Annotated in this window: 16 protein-coding genes; 10 read left to right on the top strand and 6 right to left on the bottom strand. The window is 73.0% G+C overall.

Going from position 1 to position 18,261, the window contains the following annotated elements:
- The first annotated feature begins 70 nt into the window (after positions 1-70).
- Positions 71-1,009, top strand: coding sequence for an EamA family transporter (locus G6W55_RS09405; protein WP_175520338.1), 939 nt, complete (start codon positions 71-73; stop codon positions 1,007-1,009).
- Position 1,010: 1 nt separating this feature from the next.
- Here the strand turns inward: G6W55_RS09405 and G6W55_RS09400 are convergent, their stop codons facing one another.
- On the bottom strand, positions 1,011-1,994 hold the full coding sequence (locus tag G6W55_RS09400) for an alpha/beta fold hydrolase (RefSeq protein WP_175520337.1): 984 nt from the start codon (positions 1,992-1,994) through the stop codon (positions 1,011-1,013).
- A gap of 111 nt (positions 1,995-2,105) precedes the next feature.
- Between G6W55_RS09400 and G6W55_RS09395 the strand changes: the two genes are divergently transcribed.
- The 3 genes from G6W55_RS09395 to G6W55_RS09385 all read left to right on the top strand — a co-directional run bounded on the left by G6W55_RS09395 (position 2,106) and on the right by G6W55_RS09385 (position 4,796).
- Positions 2,106-2,846 carry a TetR/AcrR family transcriptional regulator gene (locus G6W55_RS09395; RefSeq protein WP_175520336.1) on the top strand — a complete coding sequence of 247 codons (741 nt, stop codon included), beginning with the start codon at positions 2,106-2,108 and terminating at the stop codon, positions 2,844-2,846.
- Positions 2,847-2,931: 85 nt separating this feature from the next.
- Positions 2,932-4,167: a 3-phosphoshikimate 1-carboxyvinyltransferase gene (gene aroA / locus G6W55_RS09390; protein ID WP_175520335.1), complete on the top strand. Its 1,236-nt coding sequence runs from the start codon at positions 2,932-2,934 to the stop codon at positions 4,165-4,167.
- Positions 4,164-4,796: a GNAT family N-acetyltransferase gene (locus G6W55_RS09385; protein WP_175520334.1), complete on the top strand. Its 633-nt coding sequence runs from the start codon at positions 4,164-4,166 to the stop codon at positions 4,794-4,796. The genes aroA and G6W55_RS09385 overlap by 4 nt, the downstream gene beginning before the upstream one ends.
- 776 nt (positions 4,797-5,572) lie before the next feature.
- On the opposite strand, the gene G6W55_RS09380 is transcribed toward G6W55_RS09385, so the two are convergent.
- Complete coding sequence (locus tag G6W55_RS09380; RefSeq protein ID WP_175520333.1) at positions 5,573-6,523, bottom strand: LysR family transcriptional regulator; 951 nt, start codon at positions 6,521-6,523, stop codon at positions 5,573-5,575.
- 50 nt (positions 6,524-6,573) lie between these two features.
- Between G6W55_RS09380 and G6W55_RS09375 the strand changes: the two genes are divergently transcribed.
- Positions 6,574-7,182 carry an alpha/beta hydrolase gene (locus G6W55_RS09375; RefSeq protein ID WP_175520332.1) on the top strand — a complete coding sequence of 203 codons (609 nt, stop codon included), beginning with the start codon at positions 6,574-6,576 and terminating at the stop codon, positions 7,180-7,182.
- On the opposite strand, the gene G6W55_RS09370 is transcribed toward G6W55_RS09375, so the two are convergent.
- The 4 genes from G6W55_RS09370 to G6W55_RS09355 all read right to left on the bottom strand — a co-directional run bounded on the left by G6W55_RS09370 (position 7,154) and on the right by G6W55_RS09355 (position 11,286).
- The gene (locus G6W55_RS09370) at positions 7,154-8,446 is read right to left on the bottom strand and encodes an MFS transporter (protein WP_175520331.1); all 1,293 of its coding nucleotides are present in this window, start codon (positions 8,444-8,446) and stop codon (positions 7,154-7,156) included. The genes G6W55_RS09375 and G6W55_RS09370 overlap by 29 nt on opposite strands.
- Positions 8,447-8,553: 107 nt before the next feature.
- The gene (locus tag G6W55_RS09365; protein WP_175520330.1) at positions 8,554-9,348 is read right to left on the bottom strand and encodes a sugar phosphate isomerase/epimerase; all 795 of its coding nucleotides are present in this window, start codon (positions 9,346-9,348) and stop codon (positions 8,554-8,556) included.
- A gap of 38 nt (positions 9,349-9,386) precedes the next feature.
- Positions 9,387-10,232 carry a S1 RNA-binding domain-containing protein gene (locus G6W55_RS09360; protein ID WP_309243664.1) on the bottom strand — a complete coding sequence of 282 codons (846 nt, stop codon included), beginning with the start codon at positions 10,230-10,232 and terminating at the stop codon, positions 9,387-9,389.
- Between the two features lie 7 nt (positions 10,233-10,239).
- The gene (locus tag G6W55_RS09355; RefSeq protein ID WP_175520329.1) at positions 10,240-11,286 is read right to left on the bottom strand and encodes a LacI family DNA-binding transcriptional regulator; all 1,047 of its coding nucleotides are present in this window, start codon (positions 11,284-11,286) and stop codon (positions 10,240-10,242) included.
- Positions 11,287-11,588: 302 nt separating this feature from the next.
- Between G6W55_RS09355 and G6W55_RS09350 the strand changes: the two genes are divergently transcribed.
- The 5 genes from G6W55_RS09350 to G6W55_RS09330 all read left to right on the top strand — a co-directional run bounded on the left by G6W55_RS09350 (position 11,589) and on the right by G6W55_RS09330 (position 18,039).
- A complete protein-coding gene (locus tag G6W55_RS09350; protein WP_175520328.1) occupies positions 11,589-12,740 on the top strand; it encodes a Gfo/Idh/MocA family protein in 1,152 nt (383 codons plus the stop codon).
- Complete coding sequence (locus tag G6W55_RS09345; RefSeq protein ID WP_175520327.1) at positions 12,737-13,912, top strand: dihydrodipicolinate synthase family protein; 1,176 nt, start codon at positions 12,737-12,739, stop codon at positions 13,910-13,912. The genes G6W55_RS09350 and G6W55_RS09345 overlap by 4 nt, the downstream gene beginning before the upstream one ends.
- Entirely contained in the window at positions 13,909-14,742 is an 834-nt protein-coding gene (locus G6W55_RS09340) for a sugar phosphate isomerase/epimerase (RefSeq protein WP_175520326.1), read from the top strand. Before G6W55_RS09345 ends, G6W55_RS09340 begins: the two co-directional genes overlap by 4 nt.
- Positions 14,743-15,308: 566 nt before the next feature.
- Entirely contained in the window at positions 15,309-15,632 is a 324-nt protein-coding gene (locus G6W55_RS09335) for a hypothetical protein (RefSeq protein WP_175520325.1), read from the top strand.
- A 67-nt stretch (positions 15,633-15,699) separates the two neighbouring features.
- Entirely contained in the window at positions 15,700-18,039 is a 2,340-nt protein-coding gene (locus G6W55_RS09330) for an ATP-dependent RecD-like DNA helicase (RefSeq protein ID WP_254876167.1), read from the top strand.
- Positions 18,040-18,261: the final 222 nt, after the last annotated feature.

Genomic DNA, 18,261 nt, shown 5'->3' with positions numbered 1-18,261 from the left:
GCATCGCTACACCCGACCGTGCAGTAATCATCGCTGGTGCTTCACGGTCCCGGCGCGTGATCCTCGACGCATGAGACCCGCCCACCTCGCCCTCGCCGTCTGTGTCGCCGCCGTCTGGGGCGTCAACTTCACCGTCATCGAGATCGGCCTCGACCACTTCCCGCCGCTGCTCTTCTCCGCCCTGCGCTTCCTGGTGGCCGCCCTGCCCGCGGTGTTCCTCGTGGGCCGCCCGAAGGTGGCGTGGAAGTGGATCGTGGCCGTGGGGCTGGTGCTGGGCGTGGCGAAGTTCGGGCTGCTGTTCGTCGGGATGGACGCCGGGATGCCGGCCGGGCTGTCCTCCCTGGTCCTCCAGATCCAGTCGGTGTTCACGGCGGCCGTCGCCTTCGCGGTGCTGGGCGAACGCCCCACCCGGGTCAGGCTGTTGGGCATGGGCGTCGCCCTCGCCGGGATCGCGGTGGCGGCCGTGGACGAGGGCTCCTCGGGCCCGCTCGGCGCGTTCGCGCTGGTCGTCGCGGCGGCGGCCTGCTGGGGCGTCTCCAACGTCCTCACCCGCAAGGCGGCGCCCCCGGACGCCCTGAACTTCATGGTCTGGGTGAGCACGGTCCCGGTGCTGCCGCTCCTCGCGCTCTCCCTGCTGACGGAGGGCCCCGAACGCGACCTGGCCGCGCTGCGGGCGCTGGACTGGCAGGGCGCGGGCATGGTCGTCTACGTCGCCTGGGTCACCACGGTGTTCGGCTTCGGCGCCTGGGGCTGGCTGCTGCGCCGCCACCCCGCCTCCACGGTCGCCCCCTTCTCCCTCCTGGTCCCGGTCTTCGGCATGACCTCGGCCGCCGTCCTCCTCGGCGAACCGGTGACGGGCCTGCGCTGGTGCGCGGCGGTGCTGCTGGTGGCGGGGGTGGCGCTCACGTCCGTGACGCTGCCGGGCCGCAGGCGGACGGCGTCCGGGAGTCCGTCACCGGCCCGGACCGGCGAACTCTCGGAGGCGGGGACGCCGTCCTCCTCCGGCTGAGTCACCGCCGAGGCGCGTCCGGCAGCGTGGGCAGCACGCGGGTCAGCAGCAGGTCGAGGAAGAGATCGGGCCGCCGGTAGACGGCGAAGTGGCCCGTGTCCTCGATCAGGGTGAACTCCTTGACCGGCGCCCGGACGTCGTCGAAGAACGCGCGGGCCCTGGCAGGGGTGTTCACCAGATCGCACGCGCCCTGCACGACGAAGAACGGGACGTCGAACCGGGTGCCGTCCGCCCAGTCGTCCAGGCGCGCGGTGCCCGGCAGCACGGCGGCGGAGACCATGAAGCTCCTGAAGAACGTGACGATCTCGCGCAGCGAGTGCAGCGGCGAGTACCACAGCGACTTCATCACCACGGACTTCATCGCGGCGAAGGTGTGCGGATCGGTGGCCGAGGCGAAGCGGCTGAAGTGGCTGAACTGCTCGGCGCTCCAGGCCCGTTGGTCCGGCCCCATCTCCCGGACGGCGGCGGCTTCCTTCTTCTTCCCCGCCCGCTCCAGACGGTCCAGCGCGGCGAAGTGGTCGGAGGTGTCCCGGCCGCCGTCGAAGATCTTCTGGTCGGTTCCGATGTACGCGCCGACCAGGTCCGGACGGCTGCGCGCGACCCGCATGGCTATGGCACTGCCGAAGGAGCAGCCCAGCAGCACGACCCGCCGTACGCCGAGACGTTCCCGTATGTGCTCCACCACCTCCACGGCGTCCCGCACCAGCCGGTCGAACGACAGCTCCCCCTGCCCGTCGGCGCCGGAGCGGCGCAGGGTCTTCCCGGTGCCGCGCATGTCCCAGCGCACCAGGGTGACGTGCCGCTCCCAGGAGCGGGAGACGCCGGCCAGGATCGCGTTGGACGAGCCCGGACCGCCGTGCAGTTCCACCATGACCGGGTTGGCGCGGTCCTCGCCGCGCACGGAGATCCACTGCTCCAGCCCGCCGATCCGTACGAAGTCCTGCTCGTCGACGCCCCGGGCGGCGGTGATGACGGCAGCGAACATGGGGCCCTCCAGAGGCGGCGAGAGAAACTGTGTACGTGCTACACGGTTAATTACTGTGTAAGTTATACACAGTTGCTGGAGGGGTGGCAAGACGGGAAGGGAGGCCGGTCCGTGCCGGCGAACAAGGAGAACGAACGGGACCCGGGCGCGGCCCTCGCGCTGCTCTGGGGCGTCGGGAACGACCGCCCGCGGCGGGGCCCGAAGCCGAAGTTCACGCCCGCCGACGTGGCCCGCCGCGGTATCGAGATCGCCGACGCCGAGGGTCTGGAAGCCCTCTCCATGCAGCGGGTCGCCGAGTCGCTCGGCCTCACCACGATGGCCCTCTACCGCTACGTCCCCGGCAAACCCGACCTCATCGACCTGATGGTCGACACGGTGCTCAGCGATCCGCCCGACCTCGACCGGGCCCCCGACGGCTGGCGTCCCCGCCTGGAGGCGTGGGCCCGCGCCTGCCGGGACGTCTACCGCGCCCACCCCTGGATCCTGACCGCGACGGGCCTGCGGCGACAGGCCATGGGGCCGCACCAGGTGGCCTGGCTCGACGCGGCCCTGGCCGCCCTCGAACCGACCGGGCTCAGTGCGCGCCGGCGTCACGACGCCGCCATCCTCGTCCTGAGCCTGGTCCGCAGCCTCACCCAGGAGGCGCTCGACACCACCGAGGAGGGAAACGCCGAGTGGGACCGCCTCACCGCCGGCCAACTGGCCCGGCACGCCGACCGGTTCCCCGCCCTCACCCGCGCCGTCGCGGAGGGAGCCTTCGCCCCCACCGACGAGGACCCGCTCGCCTTCGGCCTCACCTGCGTACTGGACGGCATCCAGGGACTCGTGGATTCATCCGCCACCAGCCCCTAGCCGAGGCGGCGGAGGACAGGGGGCCTCGGGTCCACTTTCCGGACAGCTCCGCGTCCCGTCCGGCCCGGGCGGGATCATGCGGGGCATGGCCCTCGTCGACATCCCCGGTTCCAAGTCCATCACCGCCCGTGCCCTGTTCCTGGCGGCCGCCGCCGACGGGGTGACGACCCTCCGGCGCCCCCTGCGCTCCGACGACACCGAGGGCTTCGCCGAGGGACTGGAACGGCTCGGCTACCGGATCGGCCGTGGTCCGGACGCCTGGCGGATCGACGGACGGCCGGAGGGCCCCGGGGTCGCCGAGGCCGACGTGTACTGCCGGGACGGCGCGACCACGGCCCGCTTCCTGCCCACCCTGGCCGCCGCGGGCCACGGCACGTTCCGCTTCGACGCCTCCCCGCAGATGCGGCGCCGCCCCCTCCTCCCGCTCACCCGCGCCCTGCGCGACCTCGGCGTGGACCTGCGGCACGAGGAGGCGGAGGGCCACCATCCGCTGACCGTCGCCGCGGCGGGCGTCGAGGGCGGGGACGTGGTGCTGGACGCCGGGCAGTCGTCCCAGTACCTCACCGCGCTCCTGCTGCTCGGCCCGCTGACCCGCACCGGCCTGCGGATCACCGTCACCGACCTGGTCTCGGTGCCGTACGTCGAGATCACCGTCGCGATGATGCGGGCGTTCGGCGTCGAGGTGGTCCGCGAGGGCACCACCTACGTCGTCCCGCCGGGCGGCTACCGGGCCACCACGTACGGGATCGAGCCCGACGCCTCCACGGCGAGCTACTTCTTCGCGGCGGCCGCGCTGACCGGCGGTGAGGTGACCGTGCCGGGGCTCGGCCGGGGCGCGCTCCAGGGCGACCTGGGGTTCGTGGAGGTGCTGCGGCGGATGGGCGCCCGGGTGGAGACCGGCGCGGACGGCACCACGGTCGCCGGCACCGGCGAACTCCGCGGCCTCACCGTCACCATGCGCGACATCTCCGACACCATGCCGACCCTCGCCGCCCTCGCCCCCTTCGCCTCCGGACCGGTCCGCATCGAGGACGTGGCCAACACGCGCGTGAAGGAGTGCGACCGCCTGGACGCCTGCGCGGAGAACCTCCGCCGCCTGGGCATCGACGTGGCGACGGGCCCGGACTGGATCGAGATCCGCCCCGGCACCCCCAGGGGCACGGACATCAAGACCTACGGCGACCATCGCATCGTCATGTCCTTCGCGGTGACGGGCCTGCGCGTGCCGGGAATCTCGTTCGACGACCCGGGATGCGTCCGCAAGACTTTCCCCGGTTTCCACGAGGCGTTCGCGCTGCTGAGGAAGGACATCGTCGGGTGAGTTTCACACTGCGGGGCCCGGTACTGGAGGGCGGCCTCGTCCGCCTGGAGCCGCTGGAGCACCGGCACGCGGCCGATCTGGCGGTGGCGGCGGAGGAGGACCGGGGCACGTACGCGTTCACCTGGGTGCCCAGGGTCGACGAGGTGGACGCCTACATCGACGCCCAGCTCGCCCGCGCGTCCACGGGGCGGCTCGCGCCGTACGCCCAGGTCAGTACGGCCACCGGACGGGCGGTCGGCGCCACCTCGTACTGGGAGCCGCGCTGCTGGCTCTCCGAGGACCGACTGGACGCCGTCGAGGTCGGCTTCACCTGGCTCGCGCCCTCCGCCCAGGGCACCGGGGTGAACGCCGAGGCCAAGCTGCTGCTGTTCCGGCACGCCTTCGAGGAGTGGGGCGTCTCCCGCGTCGACCTCAAGACGGACGCCCGCAACCTCCGCTCCCGCGCGGCCATCGAAAGCGTCGGCGCCCGCTTCGAGGGCATCCTCCGCAACTGGTCCCGCTCCTGGGCCCCGGGCGAGGCCGGCCACCTGCGCGACTCCGCGATCTTCTCCCTGACGACGGAGGAGTGGCCGCGGGCCCGGGCGGGGCTGGAGCGGAGGGTGGCGGGGTATTCGGGGGCGGTTGTCTAGGGGGTGAGGTGGAGCGGGGCGGGGTGAGGGCGGCGCGTGAGGGTTCGATGCGTGGTGGGCGCTTGATCCGGGCGGCGATGGGTGCGACTCGGCCCGGTGGGTCCGCCCCGGCCCGGCCTGGCGGGTCCGCCCCGGCCCGGCCTGGCGGGTCCGACCCGTCCCGGCCCGGTGGGCCCGCCCCACCCGGAGGGTCCGACCCCGACCCGGCGGGTCCGACCCCGGCTCGACCCGACCTGTCCTGGCGGGTCCGCTCCGGCCTGGCGGTCCGCCTCGACCGGGTGGGTCCGACCCCAACCCGGCCCACCCCAACCCGGCCTGGCGGGTCCGACCCCGGCCCGGTGGGTCCGCCCCGACGCGGCGGGTCCGGTCCGGCCGGCTCGACCCGACCTGTCCTGGCGGGTCCGCTCCGGCCTGGCGGGTCCGCCTCGACCGGGTGGGTCCGGCCCGGCCCGGCCCGCCCCAACCCGGCCTGGTGGGTCCGACCCTGACCCGGTTGGTCCGACCCGACCCGACGTGGCGGGTCCGGTCCGGTCGGCTCGACCCGAACTGGCCCGGTGAGGCCGCTCCGGCCAGCCACTGACCGCGACTGCCTTGGCGGTGACCTCTCGCCCTCGGGCTTTCACCCCGACCGGCCTTCACCGATCCGCACCGCGGCCAGCCGCAGTCCCCGAACCGCCGCCACTCGCCGCCACCGAGCCGGACGGCAGCCACGGCACCGGACCGTACCCGTCGGCCGCCCTCCGCCAGGGCTGGTCACCGGCCCGGACGGTCAGCCGTTAGCCCATCCCCCCGTCACCCCTCACCCCCTCCGCCGCCCGCCGCAGTTCCTCCCGTACCGCCGTCACCACCGGGTCGTTCTCCGCCCCGGTCCGGACGGCGGCGAAGACGTTGCGGGACGGGGGCGGGCCCTCGGCCGGGCGCAGGGCCAGGGCGCGGGGGGCGTAGAGCGAGCGGACCAGGCGGGGGACCAGGGCGACGCCCTGACCCGCCTCGACCAGCCCGGCCAGCGCCGCCCAGTCGTTGACGTCGTGCCGGATCTCGGGCGTGAACCCCGCCGCCGCGCACACCGAACGCGTCACCGCACCGCAGCAGCTCGACGCGGCCCCCACGATCCACGTGTCCAGGGCCAGCTCGCGCAACGGCACCGCGTCCCGCTCCGCCAGCCGGTGGCCGGGCGGCAGGGCGACGTCGAGGACGTCGGTGAGCAGGTCCTCGCGGGTGTAGCGGCGGTCGGTGTGCGGGGGAGCGGCCGCGAAGTCCACCGCGACCGCCACGTCCACCTGCCCGGCGTCCAACGCGGTGAACAGGTCCGGCGGTTCGGCCTCCACGACGTCCACCCGCACCTGCGGCAGCCGTTCGCGCAACGCCCGCAGCGCGGCCGGCAGCAGCCCCAGGATGGCGCTGGAGAAGCAGCCGACGGTCACCGTGCCCCGCCCGCCGTCCCCGTACGCCGCGAGGTCGGCGCGGGCCCGCTCCAACTGGGCGGCGATGGCGTCGGCGTGCGCGAGCAGGACCCGGGCCTGACCGGTGAGCCGTACGCCACGGCCGTCCCGTTCCGTGAGCGGTACGCCCAGGTCACGGGCGAGGGCGGTGAGTTGCTGGGAGACCGCCGACGGCGTGAGATGCAGCGCCTCGGCGGTCCGGGCGACGCTGCCCCGCCGCTGGAGTTCACGCAGCACGGTGAGGCGGCGCAGATCGATGGTGAAGGCCGGGCTTAAGGGATCCACCAGAAAAGATTAACTGGACCTGCGTGGTCGGGTCTGGCGATCATCGGAACATGACGACGACCCCGAGCGCCTTCCTCATCCTGCACGGCTGGCAGAACCACCGTCCCCCGGCCCACTGGCAGCATCAGCTCGCCGACGGGCTCGCCCGGCTGGGGCACGACGTGACATACCCACAGCTCCCCGACCCCGACGACCCCTCCCTCGGCCGATGGCTGGCCGAACTGGCCGACCACCTCGACGGGTTCGGCACCGGCCGCGCCGAGCGGGTCGTCGTAGCCCACAGCCTCTCCGCCGTCCTGTGGCTCCACGCGGCCGCCGGGAAACTACCGGGGACGGAGGCCGTCGACCGAGTGCTCCTGGTGGCCCCGCCGTCCGCGACCGTGCTGGCGCGCTACCCACAGGTCGCGGAGTTCGCCCCACCGCCGCTCGACGGGATCACCCTCCCGGGCACCACCACACTGCTCGCGGGCGACGACGACCCCTACCTCCCCGAGGGCATCCGCACGGCCTACGGCGACCCCCTGGGCCTGAACCCCGTCCTGCTACCGGGCGCGGCCCACCTCGACCTGGACGCGGGCTACGGCTCCTGGCCGTCGGTGCTGGAGTGGTGCGTGGACGCGGGGGCGCGGATCACGGTTCGGGGGCAGGGGCCGGCGTAGGGGCAGGGGACGGCGTAGGGGAAGGCCGTGGATCAGGGACCGCCCTCCCACCCCGAAGCTCCGGCGTGGTCACCCCCACCGCTGTCACCGCCGCCACGCACATCAGGCCGCCCGCCACCAGCGCGGTCGCCCCCGAGGACCAGCCGGCCAGCGCGCCGCCGCGCAGGTTGCCGAGGTGGGGGCCGGCCTGGCCGACGATGGTCTCCGCCGCCGTCACCCGCCCCAGCAGGGCGTCCGGCGTACGGGTCTGCACGATCGTCGTGCGGGAGAGCACGGCCACCGAGTCCGCCGCCCCGGCCACCACCAGCGTCGCCAGCCCCGCCCAGGCACTCGCCGTCAGCCCGAACAGGGCGAGGGCGAGGCCCCAGGTCGCCGACGCGCACAGCATCACCGGGCCGGGACGGGCCAGCCGGGTGACCGGCCCGGAGAAGGCGGTCGCCGCCACCCCGCCCACCGCGAGCGCCGACAGGAACAGCCCGAGGGTGTGCGGATCGCCCCCGAAACGCTCGGCGTTGACCAGCGGGAACAGACTCACCGGCATGGCCAGCACGGTCGCCGCGAGATCTGTCAGCAGTGCCCCGCGCACCACCCGGTGCCCGGTCAGAAACCGCAGCCCGTCCAGCACCCCGTGCACTCCGGGACGCGACGACCCGCCCTCGGGCGGCAGCGCGGGCAGCCCGTAGGCGCCGTAGAAGGCGAGGCCGAAGCTGAGGGCGTCCAGCAGATAGCAGACGCCGATGCCCCACCAGCCGAGCACCAGGCCCGCGAGGGCCGGGCCCAGCAGCATCATCGCCTGCCCGGTGACCTGGTTCAGGGCGAGCCCGGCCGCCACCTGGTCCTTGGGCAGCAGCCGCGGTACGAACACCCCCGCCGCGGGGGCGCCGAGCGCGCCGAACGCCGACTGCGCCGCGACCAGCGCCAGCACCCCCGGCACCGGAACGTGCCCGGTGAACCCCTGCACGGCCAGCAGCACGGAGCAGACCGCGGAGCCGACCGTCGACAGAAGATAGGCGCGGCGCCGGTCCGCCCGGTCCACCCAGGCCCCCGCGAACAGGCCGACGCCGATCATCGGCAGCGCCTGCGCCAGACCGACCGCCCCGCTCCACAGCGAGCTGTGGGTCATGTCCCACACCTGGTACATGACGGTGACCATGGTCATGAAGCCACCGAGCGTGGACACCGTGCGCCCGATCAGCAGCCGCCGGTAGACGGGGGAGGTCCGCAGCGGACGGACGTCGAGAAGGGCCCGGGAGACCGGGCTCATGACGGGACGGGGACGGCGGAGGGCGCCGGGGACTGCTGCATCACGGCGCGGAGGCTAACCCGCGCCCCCAGGCGCCCGCCAGCCAATATCCCGCCGCCGCGCGTCCGTCACGCGGAGTCGTTGAGCAGCCGGGACAGATGCTCCCGCCCCCGCCCCAGCAGCCCCGCGAGCGGCTCGGCGTCCGGGTACCAGCGCTTCTCGTACTCCCAGCACAGCCACCCGTCCCAGCCGTGCCGGGACAGCACCTCCACGCACTCGGCGAGCGGCAGCACCCCCGCGCCCAGCGCGAGCGGGGTCGTGTCCTGGGCCGAGGCGATGTCCTTGACCTGCACATATCCGAGATACGGCGAGAGCGCGGCGTAGGTCTCCTGCGGCTGCTCGCCGCCGAGCCAGGTGTGCATGACGTCCCACAGCGCGCCGGCGTTACGGTGCCCGACCGGGCCGAGGACCCGGATGGCGTCCGCACCGGTGCGGTGCGAGTCATGGGTCTCCAGCAGGATCCGTACGCCGTGGTCGGCGGCGTACTCGGCGGCGGTGCCGAGCCTGCGCGCGGCGACCGCGTCGGCGTCCTCCTGTCCGTCCGCCGCGCCGGGGAAGACACGGACGTAGGGCGCGCCGAGGTCCTTCGCGAGGTCGATCAGCGTTCTGATCTCCTCGATGACGGCCGCGTCGTCCCCGTCCGCGGCCACCTGCACATACCCGGCGACGCCGAGCACCTCCACTCCGGCGGCCTCGAACGCGGCGGCCGTGGCGGCCCGTTCGTCCGGCCCGAGCCCGGGGTTCACCGGCTCCTCCGGATGGGCGCGCAGCTCGACGCCGTGATAGCCGTGCGCGGACGCGAGCGCCAGTACCTCCGGTACGGGCAACCCGGGAACACCGAGGGTGGAGAAGGCGAGCTTCATGTCTCGGACCCTACTCGTCCCGGCCCCGCCCGCCAGTCCTACCGGCCCGAACCCGCCGCCGCTACCGCCCACGCGAGCAGCACGCGCCGCCCTTCCCGCGAGACCCGGGCGACGACGACATCGACCTCGTCCCCGACGACCACGTCGACCACGACATCGACCCGATCCCTCACGACGACGTGACCCGCCTCCGACACCTCCGCCCCCTCGACCGGCACCAGCCCCTCCACCCCGTCGGCGACCCGCACGAACACCCCGATGGGCGTCAGCTTCGTGACCTGCCCGCGGAGCGTGAGCGCGCGGCCCTCCCCGCCCGCCGCGTCGGCCGCGTCGACCGCGTCCGCGAAGGCGAGGAACGGGTCGGGAAGGGTCGCCCGCAGGGACAGCCGCGCCTCCCCGTTCCATGTGTCGATCTGGAGGAAGACGCACGTGACCCGCTGCCCCACCCGCACCACGTCCGAGGCCGACTCGAAGCGGGGCCAGGACAGTTCGGGGTAGGTGATGAAGCCGACGCCGGGGAAGACGGGGTGGGCCGGGCCCTCGTCCAGCGCGACGAAGACGCCGTAGGGCTCGATCGACGCGACCGTCCCGGTGAGACGGCAGTCCGGCCGGAGCCCGCTCAGGAACGCCCACAGCTCCGGGTGCGCGGCGGCGGCCGGGGACAGGCTCGCCCGCTCCCCGTCCGGACCGACGGCCATGACCACCGCCCTGATCCGCTGTCCGACCGCGAGGTCGGTCGCCCGGCCCCGACCCCACGGCGTGTCCACCGGCCCGATCTTCCCGACCGGTCGCGCGGGAAACCCGTCCAACGTCACCCACACCGACCCGTCGACGCTCGCGACGACCCCCTCGACCAGGTCCCCGGCCCGCACGCCGACGCTCACGGGCGCCTCACCCTCGCGGCACCCCGGAGGACCCCCGCACCATCAACTCCCCCCGCACCACCGCGATCCCGCCCGGCGGCGGCTCCTCGCGGCCCATGGCGATCCGGCCCGCGCGGGCGCCCGCCTCCGCGAGGGGGAGCCGTACCGTCGTCAGCGAGGGCACCGCGTCGATGCTGAACGGCAGGTCGTCGAAGCCGGCCACGGAGACGTCCTCCGGGATGCGCAGCCCGGAGTCGCGCAGAGCCGCGCAGGCGCCCAGCGCGACGGAGTCGTTCGCGGCGACCACGGCGGTCAACGTGGCGTCGCGGCGCAGGAGTTCGAGCGTGGCCTCGTAGCCGGCCCGCCGGTCGTAGGGCCCGTGCACGGTCCAGCGCGGATCCTCCTCGATACCCGCCGCGGCCAGCGCCGCACGGTGGCCTTCGAGCCGGTGCCGGGTCGTGGTCCGCTCCTCGGGACCCGCGATGTAGCCGAGCCGCCGGTGGCCGAGCCCGATGAGATGCTCGGTCAACTCCCGCCCGCCGCCCCGGTTGTCGAAGGTCAGCGCGATCGCCCGGGTGTCCGGCGCCGGCGGCCGCCCGCACAGCACCACCCGGGTCCCCGCCTCGCCCAGCTTGCGCAGCTTCGCCGCGGCCGCCGCCGCGTGCGGCTCGTCCTCCACGGCCCCGCCGGTCAGCACCACGGCCGCGGCCCGCTGCCGCTGGAGCAGGGTGAGATAGGTCAGTTCACGCTCGGGGTCGCCGCCGGTGTTGCAGACCACGGCCAGCCGTTCCCCGCCCGCGCGGCCGCCGGGGCCGCCGATCTCCGACTGGATGGCGCTCGCCATGATCCCGAAGAAGGGGTCGGCGATGTCGTTCACCAGGATGCCCACCAGGTCGGACGTGGCGGCCGCGAGCGCGCTCGCCGGGCCGTTGAGCACGTAGTCCAGCTCGTCCACGGCCCGCAGCACCCGTTCCCGGGTGGTCGCCGCGACCGGGTAGTTCCCGTTCAGCACGCGCGACACCGTCGCGGGGGAGACCTGCGCGCGGGCCGCCACGTCCGCCAGGGTCACCGTCATCTCGTCGTCCTCCGGTCGCGCATCTCGTCGTACGTCCCCGTACCTCACGTACGTCCGCGTACTTCACGTACGTCCACGTAGACAGGCAGGTCGTGGTCTCGGTTCCGTGCGTGTCGAGCAGACCTTACGGCCACAGGCCCCCGTTGTTCGCCCCCTCGAACAACTCGGTCGGGACACGGTCTTGTCCCGGGCGCCGGTCAGGGGCTAGCTTCTCCCTGGATAGAAAGCGCTTGCTGTGACGCTGATCAGGACGGCGTACGCGGCGGGCGGACCCGCGTACCACGCCTACGAAGGGATCCGACGTGACCCGCAAGACGGTGCGTATCGCCATGAACGGCGTGACCGGGCGCATGGGTTACCGCCAGCACCTCGTCCGTTCCGTCCTCGCCCTGCGCGAACAGGGCGGCCTCGACCTCGGCGACGGCACCGTGCTGTGGCCCGAACCGGTCCTCGTCGGCCGCCGCGAACCCGCCCTGCGCGCGCTGGCCGAACGGCACGGACTGGAGCACTGGGCCACCGACGTGGACGAAGTCCTCGCGGACCCGACCGTGGACATCTACTTCGACGCCCAGGTCACCTCCGCGCGCGAGGAGGCGATCCGCAAGGCGATCGCCGCGGGCAAGCACATCTACACGGAGAAGCCGACGGCCACCGGCCTCGACGGCGCCCTGGAACTGGCCCGGCTCGCCGACGCCGCCGGCGTCCGGCACGGCGTCGTCCAGGACAAGCTGTTCCTGCCGGGCCTGCTCAAGCTGAAGCGGCTGATCGACGGCGGCTTCTTCGGCCGGATCCTGTCCGTGCGCGGCGAGTTCGGCTACTGGGTCTTCGAGGGCGACTGGCAGAGCGCCCAGCGTCCGTCCTGGAACTACCGTGCGCAGGACGGCGGCGGCATCGTCGTCGACATGTTCCCGCACTGGGAGTACGTGCTGCACGAACTCTTCGGCCGGGTCACCTCCGTCCAGGCCCTCACCGCCACCCACATCCCGCAGCGCTGGGACGAGAACGGCAAGCCCTACGACGCCACCGCCGACGACGCCGCGTACGGCGTCTTCGAGCTGGAGGGCGGCGCGATCGCCCAGATCAACTCCTCCTGGGCGGTCCGCGTCCACCGCGACGAACTCGTGGAGTTCCAGGTCGACGGCACCGAGGGTTCGGCGGTCGCCGGCCTGCGCGACTGCCGCGTCCAGCACCGCAGCGCCACCCCCAAGCCGGTCTGGAACCCGGACGTCCCCGCCACCGAGACCTTCCGCGACCAGTGGCAGGAGGTCCCCGACAACGCTGTCCACGACAACGGCTTCAAGGCCCAGTGGGAACTGTTCCTGCGCCACGTCTACGCCGACGCCCCCTACCACTGGGACCTCCTGGCAGGCGCCCGAGGAGTCCAACTCGCCGAACTGGGCCTGAAGTCATCGGCGGAGGGCCGCCGCCTGGAGGTCCCGGAGGTGACCCTGTGACGCTGCGGCTCCCCGCCCCCGACGGCACCCTGCGCACCCACGAACCCCGCGCCGAACCCTTCGCCCCCACCACCCGCACCGCGGGCTCCGCCCCCCTCGCCTCCCGTACGGTCTTCTCGGCGGCGCATGTCGTGGCCGATCCGTTCGCCGACGTCACGCCCGACTCGCCCGCCGCCGTCGACTGGGACGCCACCCTCGCCTTCCGTCGCCACCTGTGGTCCCACGGGCTCGGCGTCGCCGAGGCGATGGACACCGCCCAGCGCGGCATGGGCCTGGACTGGGCGGGCGCGGCCGAGCTGATCCGCCGCAGCGCCGCCGAGGCACGGGCGGTCGGCGGCCGGATCGCCTGCGGCGTGGGCACGGACCAGCTCACCGCGAAGGACACGGCCGTCACCACGGCGGACGTCCGCGCCGCCTACGAGGAACAGCTCACGCTCGTGGAGGAGTCGGGCGCCCAGGCCGTCCTGATGGCCTCCCGCGCGCTGGCCGCCGCGGCCACCGGCCCGGAGGACTACCTGGAGGTCTACGGCCATCTGCTGCGCCAGTCCGCCGAACCGGTGATCCTGCACTGGCTGGGCCCGATGTTCGACCCGGCGCTGGACGGCTACTGGGGTTCGTCCGACCTGGACGCCGCCACGGACGTCTTCCTGGAGGTGATCGCGGCCCACCCCGACAAGGTCGACGGCATCAAGGTCTCCCTCCTGGACGCCGGACGCGAGATCGAACTGCGGCGACGCCTCCCGCAGGGCGTCCGCTGCTACACCGGCGATGACTTCCACTACCCCGAACTGATCGCGGGCGACGCGAAGGGCTTCAGCCACGCGCTGCTCGGCATCTTCGACCCGCTGGGCCCTCTGGCGGCGGAGGCGGTCCGCGTCCTGGACACAGGTGACACGTCAGCCTTCCGACGCCTCCTGGACCCGACGGTCCCCCTCTCCCGGCACCTCTTCCAGGCACCCACCCGCTACTACAAGACGGGCGTCGTGTTCCTGGCCTGGCTGGCCGGCCACCAGTCGCACTTCACGATGGTCGGCGGCCTCCAGTCGGCCCGCTCCCTCCCGCACCTGGCCCGCGCCTACGAACTGGCCGACACCTTGGGCCTGTTCCCGGATCCCGCCCTCGCCGAGGCCCGCATGCGCACCCTCCTGGCCCTGCACGGAGTGCCCCAGTGACCCCCCTGAACCGCTTCTCCATCAACCAGATGACGGTGAAACAACTCTCCCTACCCGAACTGGCGGAAGCATGCGCCGAGTTGGGAGTGACGAACGTCGGCCTGTGGCGCGAGCCGGTCCAGTCGTACGGCGTGGAGGCGACGGCGAAACTGATCCGCGAGGCGGGCCTGACGGTCACGACCCTCTGCCGCGGCGGCTTCCTCACGGCGACCGACCCGACCGCCCGCGCGGCGGCGCTGGACGACAACCGCCGCGCCGTGGAGGAGGCCGCGACCCTCGGCACGGACACCCTGGTCCTCGTCTCGGGCGGACTCCCCCCGGGCTCGAAGGACCTGCACGGAGCCCGGGAACGCATAGCCGAGGCCCTGCACGTCCTCGCTCCCCACGCCGAACAGCACGGCGTACGCCTGGCCATCGAACCCCTCCACCCCATGTACGCGTCCGACCGCTGCGTGGTCTCCACCCTCACCCAGGCCCTCGACCTCGCGGAACGCTTCCCGGCCCACCAGGTCGGCGTGGCCGTGGACACGTACCACATCTGGTGGGACGACCGGGCCCCCGCCGAGATCGCCCGCGCGGGCGCGACCGGCCGCATCCACACCTTCCAACTCGCCGACTGGACAACCCCTCTCCCCGAGGGCGTCCTCAACGGCCGTGCCCAACTGGGCGACGGAGTCATCGACTTGCGAGCCTGGCAGAACCACGTAGAGAAGGCGGGCTACACAGGCGCGATAGAGGTGGAACTCTTCAACGACACCCTGTGGACCCGGAACGGCAGAGAGGTCCTCGCGGAAACGGCAACCCGCTTCACCCACCACACCACACCCTGAACCGCCCGCCACGCCCCCGAAAGAATCATGTACTCCCCGTGCAACCCTCCCCACCCTCCGTGTGTCGTACATGGCGTCAGGACTTCTGGAGGCGGATCTGGGGGGATCGCGGGGGTTCTGACGGAGGGGGCACGCCGAGGGGCCCGGCACGCGACCGGGCCCCTCGAAGCATCCCGCTACGGGCACACCGACCCGTCGTGCAAATAAACCGCCCGCTCCTCCCGAACAGCCCGCACCGCCTCCGCCAACCGCCGCCGCATCCGCCCCCGGACCAGCCCTCCGGCCTCGGCGACCCCGACGAACCGAGCCTCGGACAACTCGCCGTCGTGCGGCGTCAGCCGATCCACCCCGTCAACGACGCCACCATCAAACACAAACGCGATCTGGTCGTCCCAGGGCCCGTGCGGTGCCGCCCCCGCTTCCACGTCTGCGTGGCATTGCCCCGGGTGGCATCTGTTCTGCGAGCGACGGCAACTAGTCCGTAGCCCAGGCCGGTTGGAGTACTACGCTGCCCCAGTCCGTCGCGGGTGGCATGCCCGTGCCAAGTGAACAGGGGAGAGAGCGATATGCGCGCAGGTCGGATACTCGGTGCCGTCGTGGGGGCTGCTGGGCTCGTGGGGGCCATGGTCGTCGTCGCCACGCCGGCTGCCGCGGCGAGTTGTACGGCCACGGCTCTGGAGACCGTGATCATCCGTTCCACCACGAGCACCGGCGGGACCGCGCTGGCCCAGCTCAACAAGGGGCAGAGCGCATCCGCCTCCTGCACGATGTACTACGGCTCCGCCGAGTACGAGAAGTGCGACATCGTCAGCAAGCGCTGGGTGAAGGTCACCCGCAGCGGTATCACCGGATACGTGGTCGGCACCTGCGTGACGATCAAGCAGTCCTGAGCCGGCAGACCCAGGACGGCACCGCCGCCCGGACCGCGTTGTCGGTGCCGGGCGGTACCGTCGGATCATGACCGATCAGGCGGGGGCCTCCCGGCCGGGGGAGCGGCGGCTCGCCACGCTGGAAGGCGTGCTGGAGCGCATCACGTACGCGAACGAGGACAGCGGCTACACGGTCGCCCGTGTCGACACCGGCCGGGGCGCCGGCGACCTCCTCACCGTCGTGGGCGCGCTGCTCGGCGCGCAGGTCGGGGAGTCGCTGCGGATGGAGGGCCGCTGGGGCTCCCACCCGCAGTACGGCAAGCAGTTCACCGTGGAGAACTACACGACCGTACTGCCGGCCACCGTCCAGGGAATCCGGCGGTACCTGGGGTCCGGGCTGGTCAAGGGCATCGGGCCGGTCTTCGCCGACCGCATCACCCAGCACTTCGGCGTCGACACCCTCACGATCATCGAGGAGGAGCCCAAGCGCCTCATCGAGGTCCCCGGCCTCGGCCCCAAGCGCACCAAGAAGATCGCCGTCGCCTGGGAGGAGCAGAAGGCGATCAAGGAGGTCATGCTCTTCCTCCAGACCGTCGAGGTGTCCACCTCCATCGCCGTCCGCATCTACAAGAAGTACGGCGACGCCTCCATCTCCGTCGTGAAGAACCAGCCCTACCGGCTCGCCTCCGACGTCTGGGGCATCGGCTTCCTGACCGCCGACCGCATCGCCCGGTCCGTCGGCATCCCGCACGACAGTCCGGAGCGCGTCAAGGCCGGCCTCCAGTACGCGCTGTCCCAGTCCGCCGACCAGGGGCACTGCTATCTCCCCGAGGAGCGGCTGATCGCCGACGCGGTCAAGCTCCTCCAGGTCGACACCGGCCTCGTCATCGAGTGCCTCGCCGAACTCGCCCTGCCCGACGAGGACTCCGGCGAACCCGGCGTCGTACGCGAACAGCTCCCCGGGGAGGACGGCGAGCCGGTCACCGCGATCTACCTCGTCCCCTTCCACCGCGCCGAACTCTCCCTCTCCGGCCAGCTCCTGCGCCTGCTGCGCACCGCCGAGGACCGTATGCCGGGCTTCCGTGACGTGGCCTGGGACAAGGCGCTCGGCTGGCTGCGGCAGCGCACCGGCGCCGATCTCGCCCCCGAGCAGGAGGCCGCCGTCCGGCTCGCGCTGACCGAGAAGGTCGCGGTGCTCACCGGCGGCCCCGGCTGCGGCAAGTCCTTCACCGTGCGCTCGATCGTGGAGCTGGCCCGCGCCAAGCGGGCCAAGGTCGTCCTCGCCGCCCCCACCGGCCGCGCCGCCAAGCGCCTGGCCGAGCTGACCGGCGCCGAGGCGTCCACCGTCCACCGCCTCCTGGAGCTGAAGCCCGGCGGGGACGCCGCCTACGACCGGGACCGCCCGCTCGACGCCGACCTGGTGGTGGTCGACGAGGCGTCGATGCTGGACCTGCTGCTCGCCAACAAGCTGGTCAAGGCCGTACCGCCCGGCGCGCACCTGCTCTTCGTGGGGGACGTCGACCAGCTCCCCAGCGTCGGCGCAGGCGAGGTGCTGCGCGATCTGCTGGCCGACGGCGGCCCGGTCCCCGCGGTCCGCCTCACGCGCGTGTTCCGCCAGGCCCAGCAGTCCGGCGTGGTGACGAACGCGCACCGGATCAACGCCGGACAGCACCCGGTCACCGACGGCATGAAGGACTTCTTCCTCTTCGTCGAGGACGAGACGGAGGACGCCGGACGGCTCACCGTGGACGTCGCGGCCCGCCGTGTCCCCGCCCGGTTCGGGCTCGACCCGCGCCGGGACGTCCAGGTGCTCGCCCCCATGCACCGCGGCCCGGCCGGCGCCGGCACCCTCAACGGGCTGCTCCAGCAGGCCATCACCCCGGGCCGCCCCGACCTGCCCGAGAAGCGGTTCGGCGGCCGGGTCTTCCGCGTCGGCGACAAGGTCACCCAGATCCGCAACAACTACGAGAAGGGGAAGAACGGCGTCTTCAACGGCACCGTGGGCGTCGTCACCGCGCTCGACCCGGTCGACCAGCGCCTCACCGTACTGACCGACGAGGACGAGGAAGTCCCGTACGACTTCGACGAACTGGACGAACTGGCCCATGCGTACGCGGTGACGATCCACCGTTCACAGGGGAGTGAATATCCCGCCGTGGTGATCCCCGTCACCACGGGAGCATGGATGATGCTTCAGCGGAACCTTCTGTACACGGCCGTCACCCGCGCCAAGAAGCTCGTCGTGCTCGTCGGCTCGCGCAAGGCGATCGGTCAGGCGGTGCGCACGGTCTCGGCGGGCCGCCGCTGCACCTCCCTGGCCTTCCGGCTGGCGGCGGGATCCGGCGGTGCCCGCCCCGGAGAGCGCGCGGAGGACCCGGCGGACGGCCCGGTGGACGACCCGGCGGAGGACCCCTTCGGTGACCGCTGACCGGTCATCCGTGACCGCTGGACAGGAAATGATCGATCAAATGAGTCACGTGGGTCACAGAGCACTTCCGCAAGGGGGGCGAAGGCGGCAGGATGAGAAAGTTGGCGGCACTCAGTGCCGCCGATACGCCCAATGGTCGACCCCGAGTGCACTCTCCTGCGCCAAATGGGGGATGGTAGAGACAGTCAGGGCAACCTCGAAGAAGAGGCACAACGTCGGTGA

The organism is Streptomyces sp. CAI-85 (assembly GCF_013363615.1).
Classification (GTDB): Bacteria; Actinomycetota; Actinomycetes; order Streptomycetales; family Streptomycetaceae; genus Streptomyces; species Streptomyces antibioticus_B.
Note: the sequence above shows the minus strand (reverse complement) of the source record. Positions and strands in the feature narration are given on the sequence as shown.